The 17,871-nt window shown below is 69.4% G+C and carries 14 protein-coding genes and 1 tRNA gene; 8 read left to right on the top strand and 7 right to left on the bottom strand.

The genetic code is table 11. From position 1 onward, the window contains the following. Nucleotides 1-19: 19 nt before the first annotated feature. Genes ABD235_RS33785 through ABD235_RS33775 form a run of 3 tightly spaced genes read left to right on the top strand, consistent with a single transcriptional unit; the run spans nucleotide 20 to nucleotide 4,516 of the window. Complete coding sequence (locus ABD235_RS33785; protein WP_344181643.1) at nucleotides 20-1,393, top strand: hypothetical protein; 1,374 nt, start codon at nucleotides 20-22, stop codon at nucleotides 1,391-1,393. Between the two features lie 22 nt (nucleotides 1,394-1,415). Next, nucleotides 1,416-2,291 (top strand): MurR/RpiR family transcriptional regulator, encoded by an 876-nt coding sequence (locus tag ABD235_RS33780; RefSeq protein WP_344181641.1) that lies wholly within the window; start codon nucleotides 1,416-1,418, stop codon nucleotides 2,289-2,291. An 11-nt stretch (nucleotides 2,292-2,302) separates the two neighbouring features. Then, on the top strand, nucleotides 2,303-4,516 hold the full coding sequence (locus ABD235_RS33775) for an FAD-dependent oxidoreductase (protein ID WP_344181639.1): 2,214 nt from the start codon (nucleotides 2,303-2,305) through the stop codon (nucleotides 4,514-4,516). 1,397 nt (nucleotides 4,517-5,913) lie between these two features. On the opposite strand, the gene ABD235_RS33770 is transcribed toward ABD235_RS33775, so the two are convergent. Together ABD235_RS33770 and ABD235_RS33765 are read right to left on the bottom strand one after the other, a co-directional pair. Next, nucleotides 5,914-7,260: an NsdA family TPR-like regulatory protein gene (locus ABD235_RS33770; protein WP_344181637.1), complete on the bottom strand. Its 1,347-nt coding sequence runs from the start codon at nucleotides 7,258-7,260 to the stop codon at nucleotides 5,914-5,916. A gap of 1,645 nt (nucleotides 7,261-8,905) precedes the next feature. Continuing rightward, on the bottom strand, nucleotides 8,906-9,355 hold the full coding sequence (locus ABD235_RS33765; RefSeq protein ID WP_344181635.1) for a hypothetical protein: 450 nt from the start codon (nucleotides 9,353-9,355) through the stop codon (nucleotides 8,906-8,908). Nucleotides 9,356-9,389: 34 nt separating this feature from the next. On the opposite strand from ABD235_RS33765, the gene ABD235_RS33760 reads away from it, so the two are divergent. After that, on the top strand, nucleotides 9,390-9,899 hold the full coding sequence (locus ABD235_RS33760) for a hypothetical protein (RefSeq protein WP_344181633.1): 510 nt from the start codon (nucleotides 9,390-9,392) through the stop codon (nucleotides 9,897-9,899). Nucleotides 9,900-9,944: 45 nt separating this feature from the next. On the opposite strand, the gene ABD235_RS33755 is transcribed toward ABD235_RS33760, so the two are convergent. The 5 genes from ABD235_RS33755 to ABD235_RS33735 all read right to left on the bottom strand — a co-directional run bounded on the left by ABD235_RS33755 (nucleotide 9,945) and on the right by ABD235_RS33735 (nucleotide 15,441). Further along, entirely contained in the window at nucleotides 9,945-11,318 is a 1,374-nt protein-coding gene (locus ABD235_RS33755; protein WP_344181631.1) for a TrpB-like pyridoxal phosphate-dependent enzyme, read from the bottom strand. A gap of 166 nt (nucleotides 11,319-11,484) precedes the next feature. After that, nucleotides 11,485-12,054, bottom strand: a complete 570-nt coding sequence (locus ABD235_RS33750; RefSeq protein ID WP_344181629.1) for a hemerythrin domain-containing protein — start codon at nucleotides 12,052-12,054, stop codon at nucleotides 11,485-11,487. Nucleotides 12,055-12,111: 57 nt separating this feature from the next. Further along, nucleotides 12,112-12,702 (bottom strand): histidine phosphatase family protein, encoded by a 591-nt coding sequence (locus ABD235_RS33745; protein WP_344181627.1) that lies wholly within the window; start codon nucleotides 12,700-12,702, stop codon nucleotides 12,112-12,114. After that, nucleotides 12,702-13,745, bottom strand: coding sequence for an adenosine deaminase (locus ABD235_RS33740; protein WP_344181625.1), 1,044 nt, complete (start codon nucleotides 13,743-13,745; stop codon nucleotides 12,702-12,704). Before ABD235_RS33740 ends, ABD235_RS33745 begins: the two co-directional genes overlap by 1 nt. A 502-nt stretch (nucleotides 13,746-14,247) precedes the next feature. Next, nucleotides 14,248-15,441, bottom strand: a complete 1,194-nt coding sequence (locus ABD235_RS33735) for a pyridoxal phosphate-dependent aminotransferase (RefSeq protein WP_344181623.1) — start codon at nucleotides 15,439-15,441, stop codon at nucleotides 14,248-14,250. 281 nt (nucleotides 15,442-15,722) lie between these two features. On the opposite strand from ABD235_RS33735, the gene ABD235_RS33730 reads away from it, so the two are divergent. The 4 genes from ABD235_RS33730 to rplK all read left to right on the top strand — a co-directional run bounded on the left by ABD235_RS33730 (nucleotide 15,723) and on the right by rplK (nucleotide 17,789). Further along, nucleotides 15,723-15,795 (top strand) — tRNA-Trp (locus ABD235_RS33730). Nucleotides 15,796-15,850: 55 nt separating this feature from the next. Continuing rightward, entirely contained in the window at nucleotides 15,851-16,093 is a 243-nt protein-coding gene (gene secE / locus ABD235_RS33725; RefSeq protein WP_020388149.1) for a preprotein translocase subunit SecE, read from the top strand. A 397-nt stretch (nucleotides 16,094-16,490) separates the two neighbouring features. Beyond that, nucleotides 16,491-17,348 (top strand): transcription termination/antitermination protein NusG, encoded by an 858-nt coding sequence (gene nusG / locus ABD235_RS33720; RefSeq protein ID WP_425553219.1) that lies wholly within the window; start codon nucleotides 16,491-16,493, stop codon nucleotides 17,346-17,348. 9 nt (nucleotides 17,349-17,357) lie between these two features. Next, nucleotides 17,358-17,789, top strand: coding sequence for a 50S ribosomal protein L11 (gene rplK / locus ABD235_RS33715; protein WP_077019194.1), 432 nt, complete (start codon nucleotides 17,358-17,360; stop codon nucleotides 17,787-17,789). Nucleotides 17,790-17,871 lie beyond the last annotated feature (82 nt).

The raw sequence follows: 17,871 nt of genomic DNA, 5'->3' as shown, positions 1-17,871 counted from the left end.
TCAAGTAAGGAGTTCGACTGTGAACGTCTCAGGTGTCTTCCCGGACCTCGCGCAGGTCGGCGACTTCGGCCCGCCGCGCAGCGAGCTCGGCGTCGGTTCGCTGATGCCGTGGAACGGGAAGCTCTACGTCCAGAACTACAACTCGCACAAGGCGCACAGCGGGTCCGGGGTGAGCCTGCGCCGGATCGACGCGGACCTGTCGATGGAGATCGTGCCCGAGACGCTCGGCGTCGACGGCACCTACACGAACCGGTTCGTGCACTTCCCGACGTCGCAGCTGGTGCTCGGCCCGCACGTGATCGACCGCGAGCACAAGATCACCACGATCCCCGAGCTGACGCCGCACCGGGTCTGCGGGACGTCGCGGCACCTGACCAAGCCCGACACGCACGTGTACGTGCTGGCGATGGAGGGCGAGGTCTTCGAGCTCGACCTCACGACGTACGAGTGTGTGCAGGTCTTCGACCTGAACGACGAGCTCGGCACCGACGGCGAGATGAAGGTGCACTACAAGGACTGCTACACCAGCTTCGGCCGGCTCGTGGTCTGCTCGAACGAGTACGAGGAGGCCGACTGGGACGGGCGGCAGGCCCGCGGCCGGCTGGCGGAGTACGACGGCAGCGAGTGGCGGATCCTGGCCCGCAAGCCGTTCACCGCGATCGGCGGGCGGCACGAGTTCGGCGGCACGATCTTCGCCTCCGGCTGGGACCAGGCCTCGGCGATCCTCGAGGTGTTCACCGAGGTGGACCAGAAGTGGACCCGGTACCGGCTGCCGAAGGCCTCGCACACCTTCGACCACAAGTGGCAGACCGAGTGGCCGCGGATCCGCGAGGTCGAGCACGAGCGGCTGATGCTCGACCACCACGGGATGTTCTACGAGCTGTCGCCCTGGGCGTACGGCGGCCGGATCTGGGGCGTGCGGCCGATCTCGACGCATCTGTGGGTACTCGGCGACTTCTGCTCGTGGCGCGGGATGTTCGTCGCCGGCGCCGACAACGCGTCGCCGAGTCACGGGCTGAACCCGACGACCGCCGAGCCGCAGTCGGGACTGTGGTTCGGCAAGACCGACGACCTGTGGAACTTCGGCAAACCCGCGGGCTGGGGCGGTCCTTGGTGGGAGACGCCGGTCGCTGCCGGGGTGCCGTCGGATCCGTACCTGATGACCGGGTTCGACAACAAGTGCCTGCATGTGGAGAACCTCGGGGAGGCTTCCATGACAGTGACCCTGGAGATCGACTTCCACGGGCACGGGCGGTTCGGCGCGTCGTCCTCGTTCACCGTCGAGCCGGGGGCTGTGCACACCCACGTGTTCCCGGTGGGGTTCAGCGCGCACTGGGTGCGTGTCGTCAGCGACACCGACGGGATCGCGAGTGCCCAGTTCGTCTATACGTGATGATCGCGGGATGGGAAACGACGTGGACAGAGCTGGTACCCCGAGCCCGTTGCAACTGGCCAAGCGCGCACTGCCGGACCTGAACGGCGCGATGCTGCGAGTCGCCGAGCAGATCCTGGCGAACCCGGACGACGTCGCGCGCGGGTCGATCACCAAGCTGGCCGAGGCCGCGCAGACCTCGGCCGCGACGGTGACGCGCCTGTCCACCCACCTCGGGTTCGCCGGTTACCCGGCGCTGCGGGCCGCGCTCGCGATGGAGGTCGGGCGCGGTCTGGAGGCCGGCTGGGCCAGCGACATCGGGCTCGCGATCGGCCCGGCGGACCCGCCCGAGCAGGTGCTCAACGTGCTGGCCTCGACGCAGGCCAACGCGCTGCGCAACGCGCTCGCGTCGATCGACCTGAACGCCGCCACCCGGGTCGCGGACGCGATCGCGGGCGCCCGGCGTACGCACATCTACGGCGAGTGGGGCGACGCCATCCCTGCGCGGGAGCTGTACATCCGGTTGCTGCGGATCGGCATCCCGGTCTGGTTCTTCGACGGCCCGCAGTCGGCGCAGATCGCCGGCGGGCTGCTCGGTCCCGGGGACGTCGCGCTGGTCGTCACGCGGTCAGGGACCGACTCGACGACGCTGGACTTCGTCCGGCGGTCGTCCGCGCAGGGCGCGCTGTCGGTCGCGATCACCGGCGTCGTCTCCTCACCGGTCGGCGAGCTCGCCGACGTCACCTTCGACACCGGTACGCCGGTCGGCGGCACCTGGACGGAGTTCTTCGCCGGGCGGGCCAGCGACACGTTGACCGCGGGGTTGCTGTTCGTCCTGGTCGCGCAGCGCGTCCCCGACCACCTCACCGCCAACCACCCGAACGGGCCCGGCCAACCCGTCGTACATCCTGATACCTGAGAGGTTCCTGCATGCAGCAGCTTGACGTTCGTACCGATCTGACCGTCGTCGGCGGCGGGCTCGCCGGAGTCTGTGCCGCGATCGGCGCCGCCCGGCAAGGCCGTACGGTCGCGCTGGTGCAGAACCGGCCGGTCCTCGGCGGCAACTCCTCCAGCGAGGTGCGGGTCTGGGTCTGCGGCGCCACCGCGCACGGCGTCCAGCACTTCGCGCGCGAGACCGGGATCATGGGCGAGCTGTTCGTCGAGAACCAGTACCGCAACCCGCAGGGCAACCCGTACTACTGGGACCTGGTCGTCCTCGAAGCCGTCCGGGCCGAGCCGAACATCCAGCTGTGGCTCAACACCGACGTCCGCACCGTCGACGCCGCCGACGGCGAGATCCGTTCGGTGACCGGCTGGCAGATGGGCTCGGAGAAGGAGATCACCTTCCACAGCCCGGCGTACGCCGACTGCTCGGGCGACGGACTGATCGGTTTCCTGGCCGGAGCCGAGTTCCGCACGGGCCGCGAGTCGCGGTCGGCGTACGGCGAATCGTGGGCGCCGGAGGTGCCCGACGACAACACGCTCGGCAGCACGATCCTCTTCTACACCAAGGACGCCGGCGAGCCCGTGCGGTTCGTGCCGCCGTCGTTCGCCCGCGACATCACGAAGACGTCGATCCCGGAGCGGCGGATCATTCGGACCGACGCTTACGGGTGCGCGTACTGGTGGATCGAGTGGGGTGGTTCGCTGGATGTCGTCGACGACAACGAGGCGATCCGCGACGAGCTGCAGGCCGCGGTGTACGGGATCTGGGACTACATCAAGAACTCGGGGCGTTTTGATGCCGACAACCTGACGCTGGAGTGGATCGGCGCGGTGCCGGGGAAGCGGGAGTACCGGCGGTTCGTCGGGGACCACGTGCTGACGCAGCACGACGTACTTGAGCAGCGTCTGTTTGACGACCGGGTCGCCTTCGGTGGTTGGTCGATCGACCTGCACCCGCCCGGGGGGATGTACGCGACCGAGCGCGGGTCGAAGCACTGGCATCCGGACGGGAACTACCACATCCCGTTGCGCTCGCTGTACTCGCGCAACGTGCGGAACCTGTGGATGGCCGGCCGCAACATCTCCGCCAGCCACGTAGCGTTCGGAACGACTCGGGTGATGGCGACGTGCGCCGTCCTCGGCGAAGCGGTCGGGGTTTCCGCGGCCGTTGCCCTGGACAACGACCTGACGCCGCGATCGCTGGCCCTCGAGCACTTCGACCTGGTCCGCAACGCCCTGCACCGCGCCGACGCGTCGGTCCTCGGCGTTGCTGACACGGACCCGGCCAACCTCGCTTTGTCGGCCACCGCTTCGGCCTCGTCCACGCTGCAGCGCTTGGCCGTCGAGGTCTCCGACGGCTCGCTCCCTCTCTCCTCTGACCTCGCTATGGTCTTCCCGGTCGATCCTGCTGTCGACGGCCTGGAGTTCTTGGTGGATGCCGCTGAAGCCACCACCCTCACCGTCGAACTCCACGACCCCCTGAAGCCGCAGAACTACCTACCCCTTTTACTTCTCGCCTCGTGCGACGTCTCCGTCCCCGCCGGCGAGAAACGCTGGGTCTCCGTCCCACTCTCCTGGCATCCTTCGGCGCCCAGCAATGCGGTCGTAGTCCTCAAGGCCAATCCGGCTGTTGCCGTCCACACCGCGGCCACCGCGCTTCCCGGCACCATCTGCTTCACCCACCGAGACCCGGAGCCTGACGAGCAGTACACCGAGCAGTTCCGCTCCTGGAAACACATCCTTCCGCGGGGCGGGCTGTGCTACCGCGCGGGCGATTCCGACGCGTACTCCGCCGCGAAGGTCATCGGCGGCTATTCCCGCCCGTACGGCGGGCCCAACCTCTGGTCCTCCGAAGACCTGGCCTGGGATGCGACACCGACCTTGACCCTCACCTGGCCGTCGCCGGTGGAGGTCTCTGAGGTAGTAGTCCTCCTCGACGACGACGTGGAAGAGGACCTCATCAACCTCCACCACCACCGCACGCCGTTCGAGGTGCTCCCCACGCTGCTGCGTGAGTACTCCCTCGAGTACTGCTCTAGCGACGGCACCTGGCATCCCTTGACCACAGTCGAGTCCAACCGCCACCGGCTCAACCGCCACATGCTGTCGGGCCGCACCTCGCTGACAGCCCTCCGCCTAACCGCCACAGCCACCAACGGCGCTCCTCGGGCGCATGTGAACTCAATCCGGGCGTACTAACAGACAGTTGGGCGGTCCGCGTAGTGCCTGCACCTCAACGGGTCCGACAGCAGTTGGGCGCCGGCGTCCCCGCGCTCGCCTCACCCCCCGCGCGGCCCGCACCACCCGCTGCCTGACCCTGCCGTCAAGAAGCCTGTTGCTTGCCGCCAACGTCGTCGTCAGGCGCTGACGAATGCGTACCTGCAACACTCACCAACCCACGGTGCCGGTCTCACGCACGCCTCACCACGGCGGGCGCGCTCCGGTGAACGGGCGGTTGGTGAGTGCTGAATGTCCGCCTCGCCGTCGTACTCACTGACGGCGAGCTAGTCCGAGGAGCGGTTCGCTCCCGGTGCGGCCGGACAACAGCAGAGGCAGCGAACCCGACGCATGGGGCGTGGCATGCGGCGTGATCTGCGCCAGTGAGGCCGGAGGGTCGCTCGGCTCGCTCGGCACGCGAGGAGCGCGCCCACTGGCGCGGGCCGAGATCGCCGTGACGTGCTCGGCGAGCGCGCCTACCTGCCGAGCACCTGTGGCGGAGCAGACGCCGAGCTGCGGTCCTATGCCGCGCCACCGCAACGCGACCGAGCCGTCGGTGAACACGCATCCCTCGGCGACCACGCCGGTCCGCCGGCCTCCAGCCGGACTCGTCGAAAACCTCGGCTCACGTCTAAGCCTGCGGCGCGGCCGCACTGGTCCTCGACCAAAGGACGAACCAGCTCGGCCAGCTCGGCGGCACGGATGCAGGTACACGTTCGGGCGGCAAGCGGCCGGGTGCTTCCGCCTGACCGGCCTCGCGCCTGAGCTGGATCGGCGTCGCGGCGGCGTGAGAGTGGTGGGCTGGGTGAGACCGCCCGATGCCGAGCACCTGTTTGGGGACCGCGATGGCAATCGGCGGTGCCGGACCGGGGGTGTCCGGCGGCGCACGTTCAACCGGCTCGAGGTGATCGACGGACATCCGCGGACGAGAAGGCGTGGCGGGTCAAGCCGGGAGCGCCGACCTGTCCGAGCGGCAGTGGACGCGACCTGCGGGGCTGAGCGCGACGATCAGGTGGTGGTGGGGTCCTGCGCGCTGTGACGCGTCGCCTGGGAGAGGGAAGGTCAGCGCGGTCGCGGCGGTGTGGAGGTGTGACGGGCTGGGCGAGAGTGCCGACCGGGCTGAGCAGTTGCGGGTGGGAGACGACCTGCGGTGCTGCAACGAGACGATTCACCGGGAGCCGGGAGCCGGGAGCCGGGAGCCGGGAGCCGGGAGCCGGGAGCCGGGAGCCGGTCCTTCGGCGGTGTCGCGGCGTACGGGTCTTTCACGTGCTGGGCCAGCGGCGAGAGCGGAGAGTCGAGTGTTAGCGGAGAGCTGAGTGTTGGGAGCGGGCGCCAACCGGGGGGTGCGGCGATGCGGCCAGGAGCGGAGCGCGGCTGGCTCAGGCGGTGTCGGCTAGCTCAGTGGGGTCGGGGCTTGGGCTGGGGCGGGGGCGTTTAGGGAGGCGGAGGAAGGTTCGGGTGGCTACGTGGATCTGGGCGGCGAGGGGTTCGCCGGTGTAGCGGTCGGTGCGGGTCATGGCGCTGATTTCGCCGATGCGGTGGATGAGGGGGCGGACGCGGAACTCGGCGGGGGTGTCGAGGATGGGGGTGAGGGACTCGAGGGCGCCGTCGAGTTGGCCTAGTTCCAGGTGGGCTTTGACTTGCTGGAGGCGGATCATGCGTTCGGCCCCGGCGTTGCGTTTGGATTCGGGGGCGCGCTCGAAGAGGGCCGTGCTGTGTTCGGCGCAGGCCAGGGTTTCGCGGGCCTGGCCCAGGGCCAGGTGGGCGTCCGACCAGAGGCCTTCGGCGCGTGCGGGGGTGCAGAGGAGGAAACCGAAGAGTTCCTGGCCGCCGGGCGGGATGGAGAGGCGCTGGGCGTCGGCGAGCGCCGTACGGGCTTGGTCGATGCGCCCGGCGCGGGCCAGGTCGACCGCGAGGGCGCTGGACAGGAACAGCTTGGAGGACCCGACGGCGTGCCGCAGGCCGGATTCGGCGTACTCGGCGGCGCGGGTGAAGTCGTCCTGCCAGAACGCGGCGGTGTGCTGGGTGGCGCGCACCCACGCGCGCAGGTCGCCGTGGTCGGCGGCCTCGGCGCAGGCCCACGCCGTACGGGTGTGGTTCTCGGCGAGGTCGGGGCGGCCGAGGTCGACCGACATCCAGCCGAGGATGGTGAGCGCCCAGCCGGCCGCGGTGTAGAGGTCGCGGGTCTGCGCCGGTGACTGGCGTCCGGCCAGCAGTTCGAAGGCGCGGTCGCGGATCGCGCGGGTGCGCAGGAACAGGTCCTTGGTCGGTACGCGCAGGTACTGCCGGCAGACCCGCTCGATGTCCGCGTGCAGCTGCTCGACGGTCAGCTCGCCGACGTTTGACGTCTCCGCCAGCGGCAGGATCGAGACCGACTCGTCGGCCGTCTTCACCATCTCGTCGTCCAGCCCGACCATCGACGAGATGCTCGCGTCGAGCTCACCGAGCCCCGGCCGGCTGCCCGGCGAGAAACCCAGCTCGTTGTCCGTAGCAACATTGAGGATCTGCCGCAGCCCGGCCCGGTACGCCGCACCCGGCCAGCGCACCACCCCGCGTTCGAGCTTCGCGATGTAGTGCCCGTCCAGGTCGTACTCGATCCCGGTCGTCTCCCACAACCATCCGCAGACCGCCTCGGCGAGCTCGCCCCTGGACATGTACTCACCCGGCGCCCGCCGCGACGGCGTCCGCTCGCGGGCATCCCGCAACAATCCGTTCACCTCCGACATGCCCGCAACTGTAGGAGCGCGACCACGCTCGGTGACCACAAAAACCACGCCTGTGGACGAACTGCCCCACGATGCCCCGACCTGCCCCGCCCATCTGCCCCAACCTGCCCCGAACACCTGCCCTACAAGCCGATCAGGAGGCCCGGCGCGGCAGACGCACCAGCCACAAGCCAGCACGCACTCCAGCCGGCGCCGGGGACATCGACGGCATCTTCGGCGGCTCCCCCACCAGCTACGTGCGCGACCTGCAGTGGAAGGCGTTCACGCCGGCGCTGATGACGATGTCGGGCTGGGCCACAGCAGCAAGCACTCCAGCCGCACGCCCGCAGGCACTCCAGCCGAAGCCAGCGGGCACTTCAGTCGCAAGCCCCACCGGGCATGCCGTCCGTACCCCGGGGCAAGCTCACAGGTGGCAGCCCCCGGCGCACACACCAGCTGCACCACCACGAGCAGCACGGGCGGCGAGCACGCCAGACGCGCAGCAGGCGAGCCCACACCGGCGACGAGCAAGCCGCGCCAGCACGGCGGAGCAGGCCCGCCACGCCAGGAGGTGGAGAACGCCCACCACGCCAGCCTGGTGGAGCACGCCTGCCACACCAGCGCGCGAGGCCGCCGACCCGCACCAGCGGCAAGCACTCCGGTCCACACCAGCGTGGGGAGCACGCCAGTGGTGAGGACGTCAGCCCACGTCAGCGCGGCAAGCGCGCCAGCCCACACTCCGGTGAGGACGCCAGCCCATGCCAGCGGGAGCGCGCTGGCCCGCACCAGAGGCAAGCACGCCAGACGCGGAGCAGGCCATCCCACACCGGCGACGAGCAAGCCAGCCGCACCAGCACGGCGGAGCAGGCCCGCCACACGAGGTAGTGGAGAACGCCCGCCACACAAGCCTGGCGAAGCACGCCCGCCAGACCAGCGCGCGAGCGCGTCAGCCCACGCCAGCACGCCAGCCACACCTACGGGTGAGCAGGCCGGTCCGCACCCTCGGTGAGAACGGCCAGTCCGACATGAGCGGGGGAAGGTTCCAGCACACCACCGACAAGCATGGGCACTCCGCGCCAGCGCGGTGCAGGCGTCGGCCACACCGGCGCGAGGCGCGGCCAGCTCACACGAGGGGTGAGAACGCCAACCAGCGCCAGCGGGGGACGGAAGGCCATACTGGCGGCCGGGCATGTTTGTCACTGCCCCAGAGCACTTGGCAACAGCCCCCTGCGGGTACGACAACCGCGGGTGCCGCCGGGACCGGGCGCTGGAGCCGCGCGATCGGCAACGGCACGTCCGGGGCCACCGGGTACAGGTCTGCTCGGCTTGTTAAATGCGGCTAGGGATGCGAGGTGTCAGCTGCTGCAGCTATCTGACGAGACGTTGGTGAACGACGCCGCCCGGACCGCTGCTGCGGACAGCCTCGCCAGGTGCCTGCCGTAGCCCCCGCCGCGGGTTGGGGCAGCTCATTGCCTGCCCCGGTATGCCCTGGGATGCCCCGATCTGCCCGCGACGTAGGGCAGGTGGGGCGGGGGTGCGACCAGGCCGCGCAGGCGAGAGTGGGGCAAGGACCGCCAGGCCGTCCTAGCGGGGACCAGCCCCGCCGGTGGTGGGGGTAGGACCGTCTGCCTCGGGTGTTTCGGATGCTGCGGCGGGGCGGGGTGGGTTACTTGGGGTGGTCTTTGTCGGGTTTGAGGGTGTGGTTGGGGTCGCCGGGGGTGCGGCGGTCTCGTTTCATTTCGGCTTCTCGGAGGTGGCGGACGCCTTGGCAGAAGGTGTCTCGGGCTTCTTGTTCCAGGTCGGTGAACAGGGCGTAGTAGCCGGTGTCGTAGTCGTCGACGATCTGGAAGGTCCAGCGGTCGTCGATGACGTTGCGGCCGAGGAGGTCGCGTTCGAGTTTGGCGGCGAACTCGTCGTGGCCGGCGTCGCGGAAGAGTTGGAGGACCTCGTCCAGTTCGTTGTCGGCGCGGCCGGTGAGTTCGTGGAAGCCGTAGAGGTAGCCGCGGGCGCGGTTGACCGTTTCCAGGGCGTGGGTGAGGCGGCCGACGGCCAGGACGGTCTGGTCGTCGACTCCTTCCGGTCTCGGCCGCGGGGATGCCTGTGCGTCGTCGCTCATGAGTACGCGGTACCCGCCCGATAAGCTGAGCAACGTGCCGGAGGAAGCGATCACGACGCTGCGGGCTGAGTTGAACGGGTTCGGGCGGGCTGAGATCGGGTTCGCTCTGCTGGAGACCTTTCTGCAGGTGGCGGGCGCCTGGGGTGTCGAGGCGGTGCTGGATCCTCGGCGGTTGTTGCTGCCGGACGAGATGACCGACGATCGGGCTCTGGTGCAGGGGTTGATCGAGGAGTCGGCGCAGTGGCCGGTGGTGAAGTGGGGACCGTTCACCGTGCACGAGCGGCGGTTCGCGCTGGAGGACGATCAGGCGCGATGGGACTACACGCGGCTGGCCTACTGCTCGTCGGCCGCGACGGTGTGGAGCCGAGGGCGGAGTACGACGTACTTCGAGGTCGTGGATCACCACCGGGCGACGTACTGGTTGCCGGACTCTCTGAAAGAGCAGTACTTCGCGACGCTGGAGGCGAAGCGCTGGGAGATTCCGGAGAGCTGGTTGACCGCGGTCCCGAAGCAGCCGAAGCCTTGGTGGAAGCGCGGCCGTTGACCTTCTCCCGCGCGGGTCAGGGATGGCCGCGCGGGAGATTCGGTGTCAGTTCACGGCGGGGAGCTTCTCAAGAGCGGCGGCGACCGAGGCCTGCAGGTCGGCGTCGTCCCAGGCGCGGTCGGTGATCGCGCCGGACAGGTAGGCGTCGTACGCCGCAAGGTCCAGGTGGCCGTGGCCGCAGAGGGCGGTCAGGATGACCTTCTCCTCGCCGGACTCCTTGCAGCGTTGGGCTTCCTCGATCGCGGCGGCCAGGGCGTGGGTCGGCTCGGGCGCGGGGACGATGCCCTCGGTCCGGGCGAACAGGACGCCGGCGGCGAAGCACTCCGACTGCGGCTTGGCGATCGCCTCGATCTCGCCGGTCTCGTACAGGTGGCTGATCAGCGGACTCATCCCGTGGTACCGCAGACCGCCGGCGTGGATCGGGTCCGGGACGAAGTCGTGGCCGAGCGTGTGCATCTTCATCAGCGGCGTCATCCCCAGCGTGTCGCCGAAGTCGTACGCGTAGGTGCCCTGGGTCAGCGACGGGCAGGCTTCGGGCTCGACCGCGCGGATCACCGGGGACTGCCGGCCGGCCCACTTCTCCCGCAGGAACGGGAACGCGAGGCCGCCGAAGTTCGAGCCGCCGCCGGTGCAGCCGACGATCACGTCCGGCGTCTCGCCGACCATCGCGAGCTGCATCAGCGCTTCCTCGCCGATGATCGTCTGGTGCAGCAGCACGTGGTTCAGCACGGAACCGAGCGCGTAGTGCACGGACTCGTCCTGCACGGCCATCTCGACGGCCTCGCTGATCGCGATCCCGAGCGAACCGGTCGACTCCGGGTCCTCGGCGAGGATCTTGCGCCCGGCCTCGGTCAGGTCGGACGGGCTCGGGTGCACGGTCGCCCCGAACACCTTCATCATCGCCCGCCGATACGGCTTCTGGTCGTACGACGCTCGGACCTGCCAGACCTCGCATTCCAGCCCGTACTGCGCGCAGGCGAAGGCCAGCGCGGTGCCCCACTGGCCGGCGCCGGTCTCGGTGGTCAGCTTCCGGATCCCGGCCTTGGCGTTGTAGTACGCCTGCGGGACGGCCGTGTTCGGCTTGTGGCTACCGGCCGGGGAGACGCCTTCGTACTTGTAGTAGATCCGGGCCGGGGTGTCGAGTGCCTTCTCCAGGCGATGCGCGCGGTAGAGCGGGCTTGGTCGCCAGAGGCGGTAGACGTCGAGGACCTCGCCGGGGATGTCGATGTACTGCTCCTGGGAGACCTCCTGCAGGATCAGGTCCATCGGGAACAACGGCGCCAGATCCTCCGGGCCGACCGGTTGCCCGGTGCCCGGATGCAGCACGGCCGGTGGCGGCGTCGGCAGGTCGTGGAGCACGTTGTACCACCGGGTCGGCAGCTCGTCCTCGGGCAACAGGATCTTCGTCGGCGTCGTCATGCAGCAAAGTGTCGCCTGCGCGAGGGACCGCGGACAATGCACCGAACCGGCCTTCTGTGCGCACTTTTCAGGCACTTCTCCGGACGCGGACGAGGGCTCCTGGCATCAACAGCTCGGGCGCTGCAACCAGCGGCCGACCCGGCTGGCGATAGGCCAAGGGCCTGCGTCAGGTCGACCGGTCGCTGAGTCGGTCGCGCAGCCGGTCCACGAGGCCCACGCCCGGGCCGACGAGCTTGTGGAACAGCGCGGAGTTCGGTGCGCCCGGGTGCGGGCGGGTCGGGGCTGCGTTCTTGGCTGCTTCCACCTTCTCCTTCAGGCTGATCAGCCGATCCGCGGGGATGTTGGCCCGCAGCAACGGGAACTGCTCGCCCTCCTCGTCCTGGACGTGGTCGCGCAGTACGTCCCGGAGTTCCGCGATGGTTTCCATGAACTGCGGGTCCGCGGCGTCGAGGCCTTCCAGGCGCTTCATCAGTACTTCGAGCTCGTGGTGCTCCTGCTTGTCGTGCTCGACCGCCTCTTCGCCGTTGGGCAGGTGCTCGCGCATGGCGGGGTAGACGAACATCTCTTCTGCCACGGCGTGCCTGACCAGTTCGGCGATCAGCTGGTCGGCTGTGTCCCGCCGCTCTGCTGGATCGGCGGTGGCGGTGATCTGCGCGACGAGCTGCTCGAACTCGCGGTGATCCGAGGTCAGGACGTCGATCACGTCCTGGGTGGTGCCGGTCTGGCTGGCCTCCATCGTCGTACTCCTTGTGGTGTGGCGATTGGAGGCCTTCGGTACCCAGCCGAGGCGCAGTTACTCGGGACTCTTCAGGACGTTGATCGTCCCGTCGGGGCGCACCACGTAGACCACGTCGGAGGGCTGGTGGCGAGCCAGGGCTTCGGCTGGGGTCAGGCCGACTAGTTGCTTGGCCAGCATGCGTCCGATCATCTCGTGGGAGACGAGCAGTGGGTGGCGTGATCCGGCGTGGGCGACGAGTTTCAGGGCTCGTTCGGCGCGGAGGTCGGCAGCTGCGTAGCTCTCGCCGCCGGGGAACGTGAAGGTGTACTTCGTCTGGTCGCGCTCGGCACGTCGGCCCGGCCAGGCGGTGTCGATCTCTGCCGAGGTGAGGCCGGACCACTCGCCGTGGTCTACCTCGGCGAGGTCTTCGAGCCTGTGGACCGGCAGGCCGATGGCGGTCGCGAGGATTTCGGCGGTGCGGCGGGCTCGGGGGAGTGGGCTGGTGAAGATCGCGTCGATGGGGTGGGGGCGGAGGAGGGCGGCGTTTTGGTGGGCCTGGCGGAGGCCCAGCTGGGTGAGGGGTGAGTCCAGCCGGCCTTGGCGGCGGCCGGTGGTGTTCCACTCTGTTTGGCTGTGGCGGGCCAGGTAGACGGACTCGAAGGGCACTAGTACGTCGGGGTGGGGGCGGGCAGGTCGGCGCCTAGCCAGGTGTCGATGTCGGCGAGTAGGGCCTTTTGGGTCTCGGCGGGGGCTGTGGAGGCGAGGACCGAGCCTCGGGCCAGGTCGGCCAGCTCGTGGTCGGTGAAGGCGTGGACGGTGCGGGCTGTTTCGTACTGCTCGGCCAGGCGGGAGCCGAAGAGGAGAGGGTCATCCGCGCCCAGGGCTATGCGGGCGCCCGCTTCGTACAGCTGCCTCAGGGGGACGTCTTCGGGGCGTTGGTAGACGCCGAGGGAGACGTTGGAGGCGGGGCAGACTTCCAGGGCTACCTGGGCGTCGACGATGCGCTTCAGGAGGTCGGGGTCTTCCACCGAGCGGACGCCGTGGCCGATGCGGCCGGCGCCCAGCTCGTCGAGGCAGGTGCGGACGGTGCTCGGGCCGCAGAGCTCGCCGCCGTGCGGGGCGGCCAGGAGGCCGGCGTTGCGGGCGATGCGGAAGGCGGGGGCGAACTCGGACGTGGTGCCGCGGCGTTCGTCGTTCGAGAGGCCGAAGCCGACGACGCCTCGGCCGACGTACTGGGAGGCCAGGCGCGCCAGGGTACGGGCGTCGAGGGGGTGGCGGGTGCGGTTGGCGGCGATCACGACCTGGACGTCGATGCCGGTCGTCGCGGCGGCGTCTCGGGCGGCGTCGAGGACCAGGTCGGTGAACTCGGTGATGCCGTGGAAGCGGTTCGCGTAGCCGGACGGGTCGACCTGGATCTCCAGCCAGCGGGAGCCGTCGGCGGCGTCGTCCTCGGCGGCCTCGCGGACCAGGCGGCGGACGTCGTCCTCGGTCCGGAGCACCGACCGGGCGATGTCGTACAGGCGCTGGAAGCGGAACCAGCCGCGCTCGTCGGCGGCCGACAGGTCCGGCGGCCAGTCGGTGCGCAGCGCGTCGGGGAGCCGGACGCCGTGCTTGTCGGCCAGCTCGACCAGGGTGAGGTGACGCATCGACCCGGAGAAGTGCAGATGCAGATGGGTTTTCGGCAGCAGCCGAAGGTCGCGTGGCGCCATCACAGAAGGTTACCGACAGCTCGCGGAATCCAGGAAACCGGGCGGTCCCGAGACGGCTAACGATGGGCTGGAGGCGAGGGCCGGCGGGTGATGCGGCCGGGGAGGTTGGTGGGGGCTGAGGTCGCGGCGGCCGGGTGAAGAGGGGTGTGGGTCGGGTGGGGTTGGGCGCTCTGGAGAGGGGTCGGCGGTGATGCGGCCGGGGAGGTTGGCGCGGGCTGAGGCGGCGGCGGCCGGGTGAGGAGCAGTGTGGTTGGTCAGCGGGAGGGGCGCTGGGTGCGGCGGTGGGAGGGGGCGCTGGGTGGATGGTGCGGTGGTGGGAGGGGGCGCTGCGTGGGAGGTGCAGCGGCGGGATGAAGGCGGCGGGGAGGGGCGCCGGTTGGCCCAGCAGGAGTAGCGCGCAGCACGTGGAGGTGTGGGCGGGTCACCTGTTCAGGGCGGCGTGGCGCGGAACGCGAACGGCCCGTCGGACGTGGGGTCCGGCGGGCCGTCGTGCGAGTTGGGATCAGCTGAGGAGCTTGGTGATTCGGGAGACGCCTTCGGTCAGGTCGTCGTCGCCGAGGGCGTACGAGAGGCGCAGGTAGCCGGGGGCGCCGAAGGCTTCGCCCGGTACGACGGCGACCTCGGCCTCGTCGAGGATGATCTCGGCCAGCTCCGCCGAGGTGGTCGGGGTGCGGCCGGCGATCTCCTTGCCGAGGACGCCCTTGACCGACGGGTAGGCGTAGAACGCGCCGGTCGGTTCGGGGCACTCGACGCCGGGGATCTCGTTCAGCATCGAGACCATCAGCTTGCGGCGGCGGTCGAACGCGACCTTCATCTCGTCGACGGCGGACAGGTCGCCGGTGAGCGCGGCGATCGCGGCGCGCTGGGCGACGTTGTTCACGTTCGAGGTCTGGTGCGACTGCAGGTTGGTCGCGGCCTTGATGACGTCCTTCGGGCCGATCATCCAGCCGACCCGCCAGCCGGTCATCGCGTACGTCTTGGCGACGCCGTTCAGGACCACGGTCTGGTCGGCGAGCTCGGGCACCGCGACCGGCAGCGAGGTGAACTTGGTGTCGCCGTAGGTCAGGTGCTCGTAGATCTCGTCGGTGATCACCCAGATGCCGTGCTCGAGCGCCCAGCGGCCGATCGCCTCGATCGCCTCGGGGGTGTCCACCGCGCCGGTCGGGTTCGACGGGGAGCAGAACAGCAGCGCCTTGGTCTTCTCGGTCCGGGCCGCCTCCAGCTGCTCGACGGTAACCAGGTAGTTCTGGCTCTCGTCGGCCAGCACCTCGACCGGGACGCCCCCGGCCAGCTGGATGGTCTCCGGGTACGTCGTCCAGTACGGCGCCGGCAGCAGCACCTCGTCGCCCGGGTCGAGCAGCGTCGCGAAGGTGTTGTAGACCGCGTGCTTGCCGCCGTTGGTCACCAGGACCTGGGCCGCCTCGACCTCGTAGCCGGAGTCCCGCTTGGTCTTCTCGACGATCGCCTGCTTGAGCTCGGGCAGACCACCGGCCGGGCTGTAGCGGTGGTTCTTCGGATCGCGGGCGGCCACGACGGCGGCCTCGACGATGTAGTCGGGCGTCGGGAAGTCCGGTTCGCCGGCGCCGAAGCCGATCACCGGACGACCGGCCGCCTTGAGCGCCTTCGCCTTGGCATCGACCGCCAGCGTGGCCGACTCGGAGATTGCACCAATCCGTGCAGAGATGCGGGAAGCCATGCCCCCATCCTGGCACCACTGCCGCCGCGGTGACATCTCGGTATCGGTTGGTGACACCTCGAGCCGCCGGGAGGCCGGGAACGATCGTGGGGTGGGTGGCGTTTGTACCCGGTGAAGGCTGTATGGTTCTGCTCGCGGTACGGCGCCCGGTGGGGTCGTGGCGGGGCAGGCCTCAGTTCGACCAGGTGGCTTCCACCCCGTACACTCTTCTAGTCCGGGCGTAGATGGCCCTGATCCGGCATGCCCGAGATCAGGTCAGCGGCGTCCGGGAGAGATTGCAGAGGGCACTAGCTCAACTGGCAGAGCATCGGTCTCCAAAACCGAAGGTTGGGGGTTCAAGTCCCTCGTGCCCTGCAACTCCTGACCGGCGCAGGGCCGGTCAGGCCGCCGCTAGCGAAAGAGGTAGGTCGTGACGGAGACGCGCACCCCGGCACCGTCCGGCGCCGGCAAGCCTGCGGAGAGCAAGTCGGGAAACCGGCTGCTGCGCTTCTACCGCCAGGTGGTCGCCGAGCTCCGCAAGGTCGTCTGGCCGACGCGCAAGCAGCTCTCCACCTACTTCGTGGTCGTGCTGACCTTCGTGGTGTTCGTCATCGCGATCGTGTCCGTGCTCGACCTCGCCTTCGGCTGGGCGATGTTCAAGATCTTCGGCTGACCGCCCTCGCCGTAGCGATCCACCGGCCGTACGGTCCCGCACCGAGCCGACCGCCCCAGGCCCGCAGACAACACCCGATGCAGAGATGACGGAGTACAACGTGTCCGAGCGTGACGACGAGGTCCTCGACTTCGAGGACGACTTCGACGTGTCCGCTGTGGCCGACGACGATGACGACGTCGAGCTGGATCTGGATCTCGACCTGGACCTCGACGACGACGATGACGACGTCGAGCTGGCCGATGACGACGACGACCCGTTCGCGGACGTCGACGACAAGGCCGAGGCCGAGTACGTCGCCGACGACGACGCCGAGGACGGCGACGCCGACGCGGACGACTCCGACGACGAGCCGGTCGTGATCGTGGCGGCGGCCAACGCCGCCGAGGACGACGAGGTGGTCACCGCCGCCGACGTCGAGGACGCGACCGACGAGCTGGCCGCCGAGACCGCCGAGACCGCGCCGGACGACACCGACGAGCAGGTCGAGGACGACGAGATCGTCTTCTCCGACGGTGGCGACTCCGACGACGATGACGAGGACGACGACGCCGAGGCCGCCGTACCGGCTGCCGCCGCGGACGACGCCGGCACCGACGACGAGGCCGAGGAAGAGGCCGAGCCGGAGGAGCCGGGCGACCCGCTGGAGGAGCTGCGCGCCACGCTGCGCTCGCAGATCGGCGACTGGTACGTGGTGCACACGTACTCGGGGATGGAGAACCGGGTCAAGTCGAACCTGGAGAACCGGATCACCTCCCTGAACATGGAGGACTACATCTTCGAGATCGTCGTGCCGACCGAAGAGGTCGCCGAGATCAAGAACGGGCAGCGCCGGATGGTGAAGCGCACCGTGCTCCCCGGCTACGTGCTGGTCCGGATGGACCTGACCGACGAGTCCTGGTCGACCGTGCGGCACACGCCGTCGGTGACCGGCTTCGTCGGCAACAGCCAGAAGCCCGTACCGCTCAGCCTCGAAGAGGTCGAGAAGATGCTCGCTCCGGCCGTCGTGGCGGCGGCCGAGGCGGCGGCTGCCGAGACCGGTGCCGCACCCACCAAGACCGCGGCCAAGAAGAAGGTCGAGGTCGCCGACTTCGGTGTGGGCGACTCGGTCATGGTCGTCGACGGGCCGTTCGCGACCCTGCACGCCACGATCACGGAGATCAATGCCGACGCCCAGCGGATCAAGGCGCTGGTGGAGATCTTCGGCCGGGAAACCCCGGTGGAACTCAGCTTCAGCCAGATCCAGAAAGTCTAAGGACCCGAAATGCCTCCCAAGAAGAAGATCGCTGCCCTGGTCAAGGTGCAGCTGCAAGCCGGTGCCGCGACGCCGGCACCGCCGGTCGGTACCGCTCTCGGTCCGCACGGCGTCAACATCATGGAGTTCTGCAAGGCGTACAACGCCCAGACAGAGTCCATGCGTGGCAACGTCGTCCCGGTCGAGATCACGATCTACGAAGACCGGTCCTTCACCTTCGTCACCAAGACGCCGCCGGCGCCGGAGATGATCAAGAAGGCGGCAGGCCTGCAGAAGGGCTCGCCGGTCCCGCACAAGGACAAGGTCGGCAAGATCACCAAGGACCAGGTCCGCGAGATCGCCACCACCAAGATGCCGGACCTGAACGCCCGCGACATCGACGCCGCGATGAAGATCATCGAGGGCACCGCCCGCTCGATGGGCGTCACCGTCGACAAGTGAGCCGTCCGGCTCATCCGTAGTACCCCCAGCAGTTGTGGAAGGACGACGAAGGTCGTCCGCCACCACCACAACGGACGCGAGC

Origin of the sequence: Kribbella lupini, assembly GCF_039529595.1 — a bacterium.
Classification (GTDB): domain Bacteria; phylum Actinomycetota; class Actinomycetes; order Propionibacteriales; family Kribbellaceae; genus Kribbella; species Kribbella lupini.
The sequence above is the reverse complement of the archived record's forward strand: the minus strand, read 5'-3'. Positions and strand labels throughout refer to the sequence as shown.

Bases quoted from the DNA above. Each gene is read 5' to 3' on its own strand.
- ABD235_RS33775 (WP_344181639.1), top strand. From the start codon at position 2,303: ATGCAGCAGCTTGACGTTCGTACCGATCTGACCGTCGTCGGCGGCGGG.
- ABD235_RS33770 (WP_344181637.1), bottom strand. From the start codon at position 7,260: ATGTCGGAGGTGAACGGATTGTTGCGGGATGCCCGCGAGCGGACGCCG.
- ABD235_RS33765 (WP_344181635.1), bottom strand. From the start codon at position 9,355: ATGAGCGACGACGCACAGGCATCCCCGCGGCCGAGACCGGAAGGAGTC.
- rplK (WP_077019194.1), top strand. From the start codon at position 17,358: ATGCCTCCCAAGAAGAAGATCGCTGCCCTGGTCAAGGTGCAGCTGCAA.
- ABD235_RS33750 (WP_344181629.1), bottom strand. From the start codon at position 12,054: ATGGAGGCCAGCCAGACCGGCACCACCCAGGACGTGATCGACGTCCTG.
- ABD235_RS33735 (WP_344181623.1), bottom strand. From the start codon at position 15,441: ATGGCTTCCCGCATCTCTGCACGGATTGGTGCAATCTCCGAGTCGGCC.
- ABD235_RS33740 (WP_344181625.1), bottom strand. From the start codon at position 13,745: ATGGCGCCACGCGACCTTCGGCTGCTGCCGAAAACCCATCTGCATCTG.
- ABD235_RS33755 (WP_344181631.1), bottom strand. From the start codon at position 11,318: ATGACGACGCCGACGAAGATCCTGTTGCCCGAGGACGAGCTGCCGACC.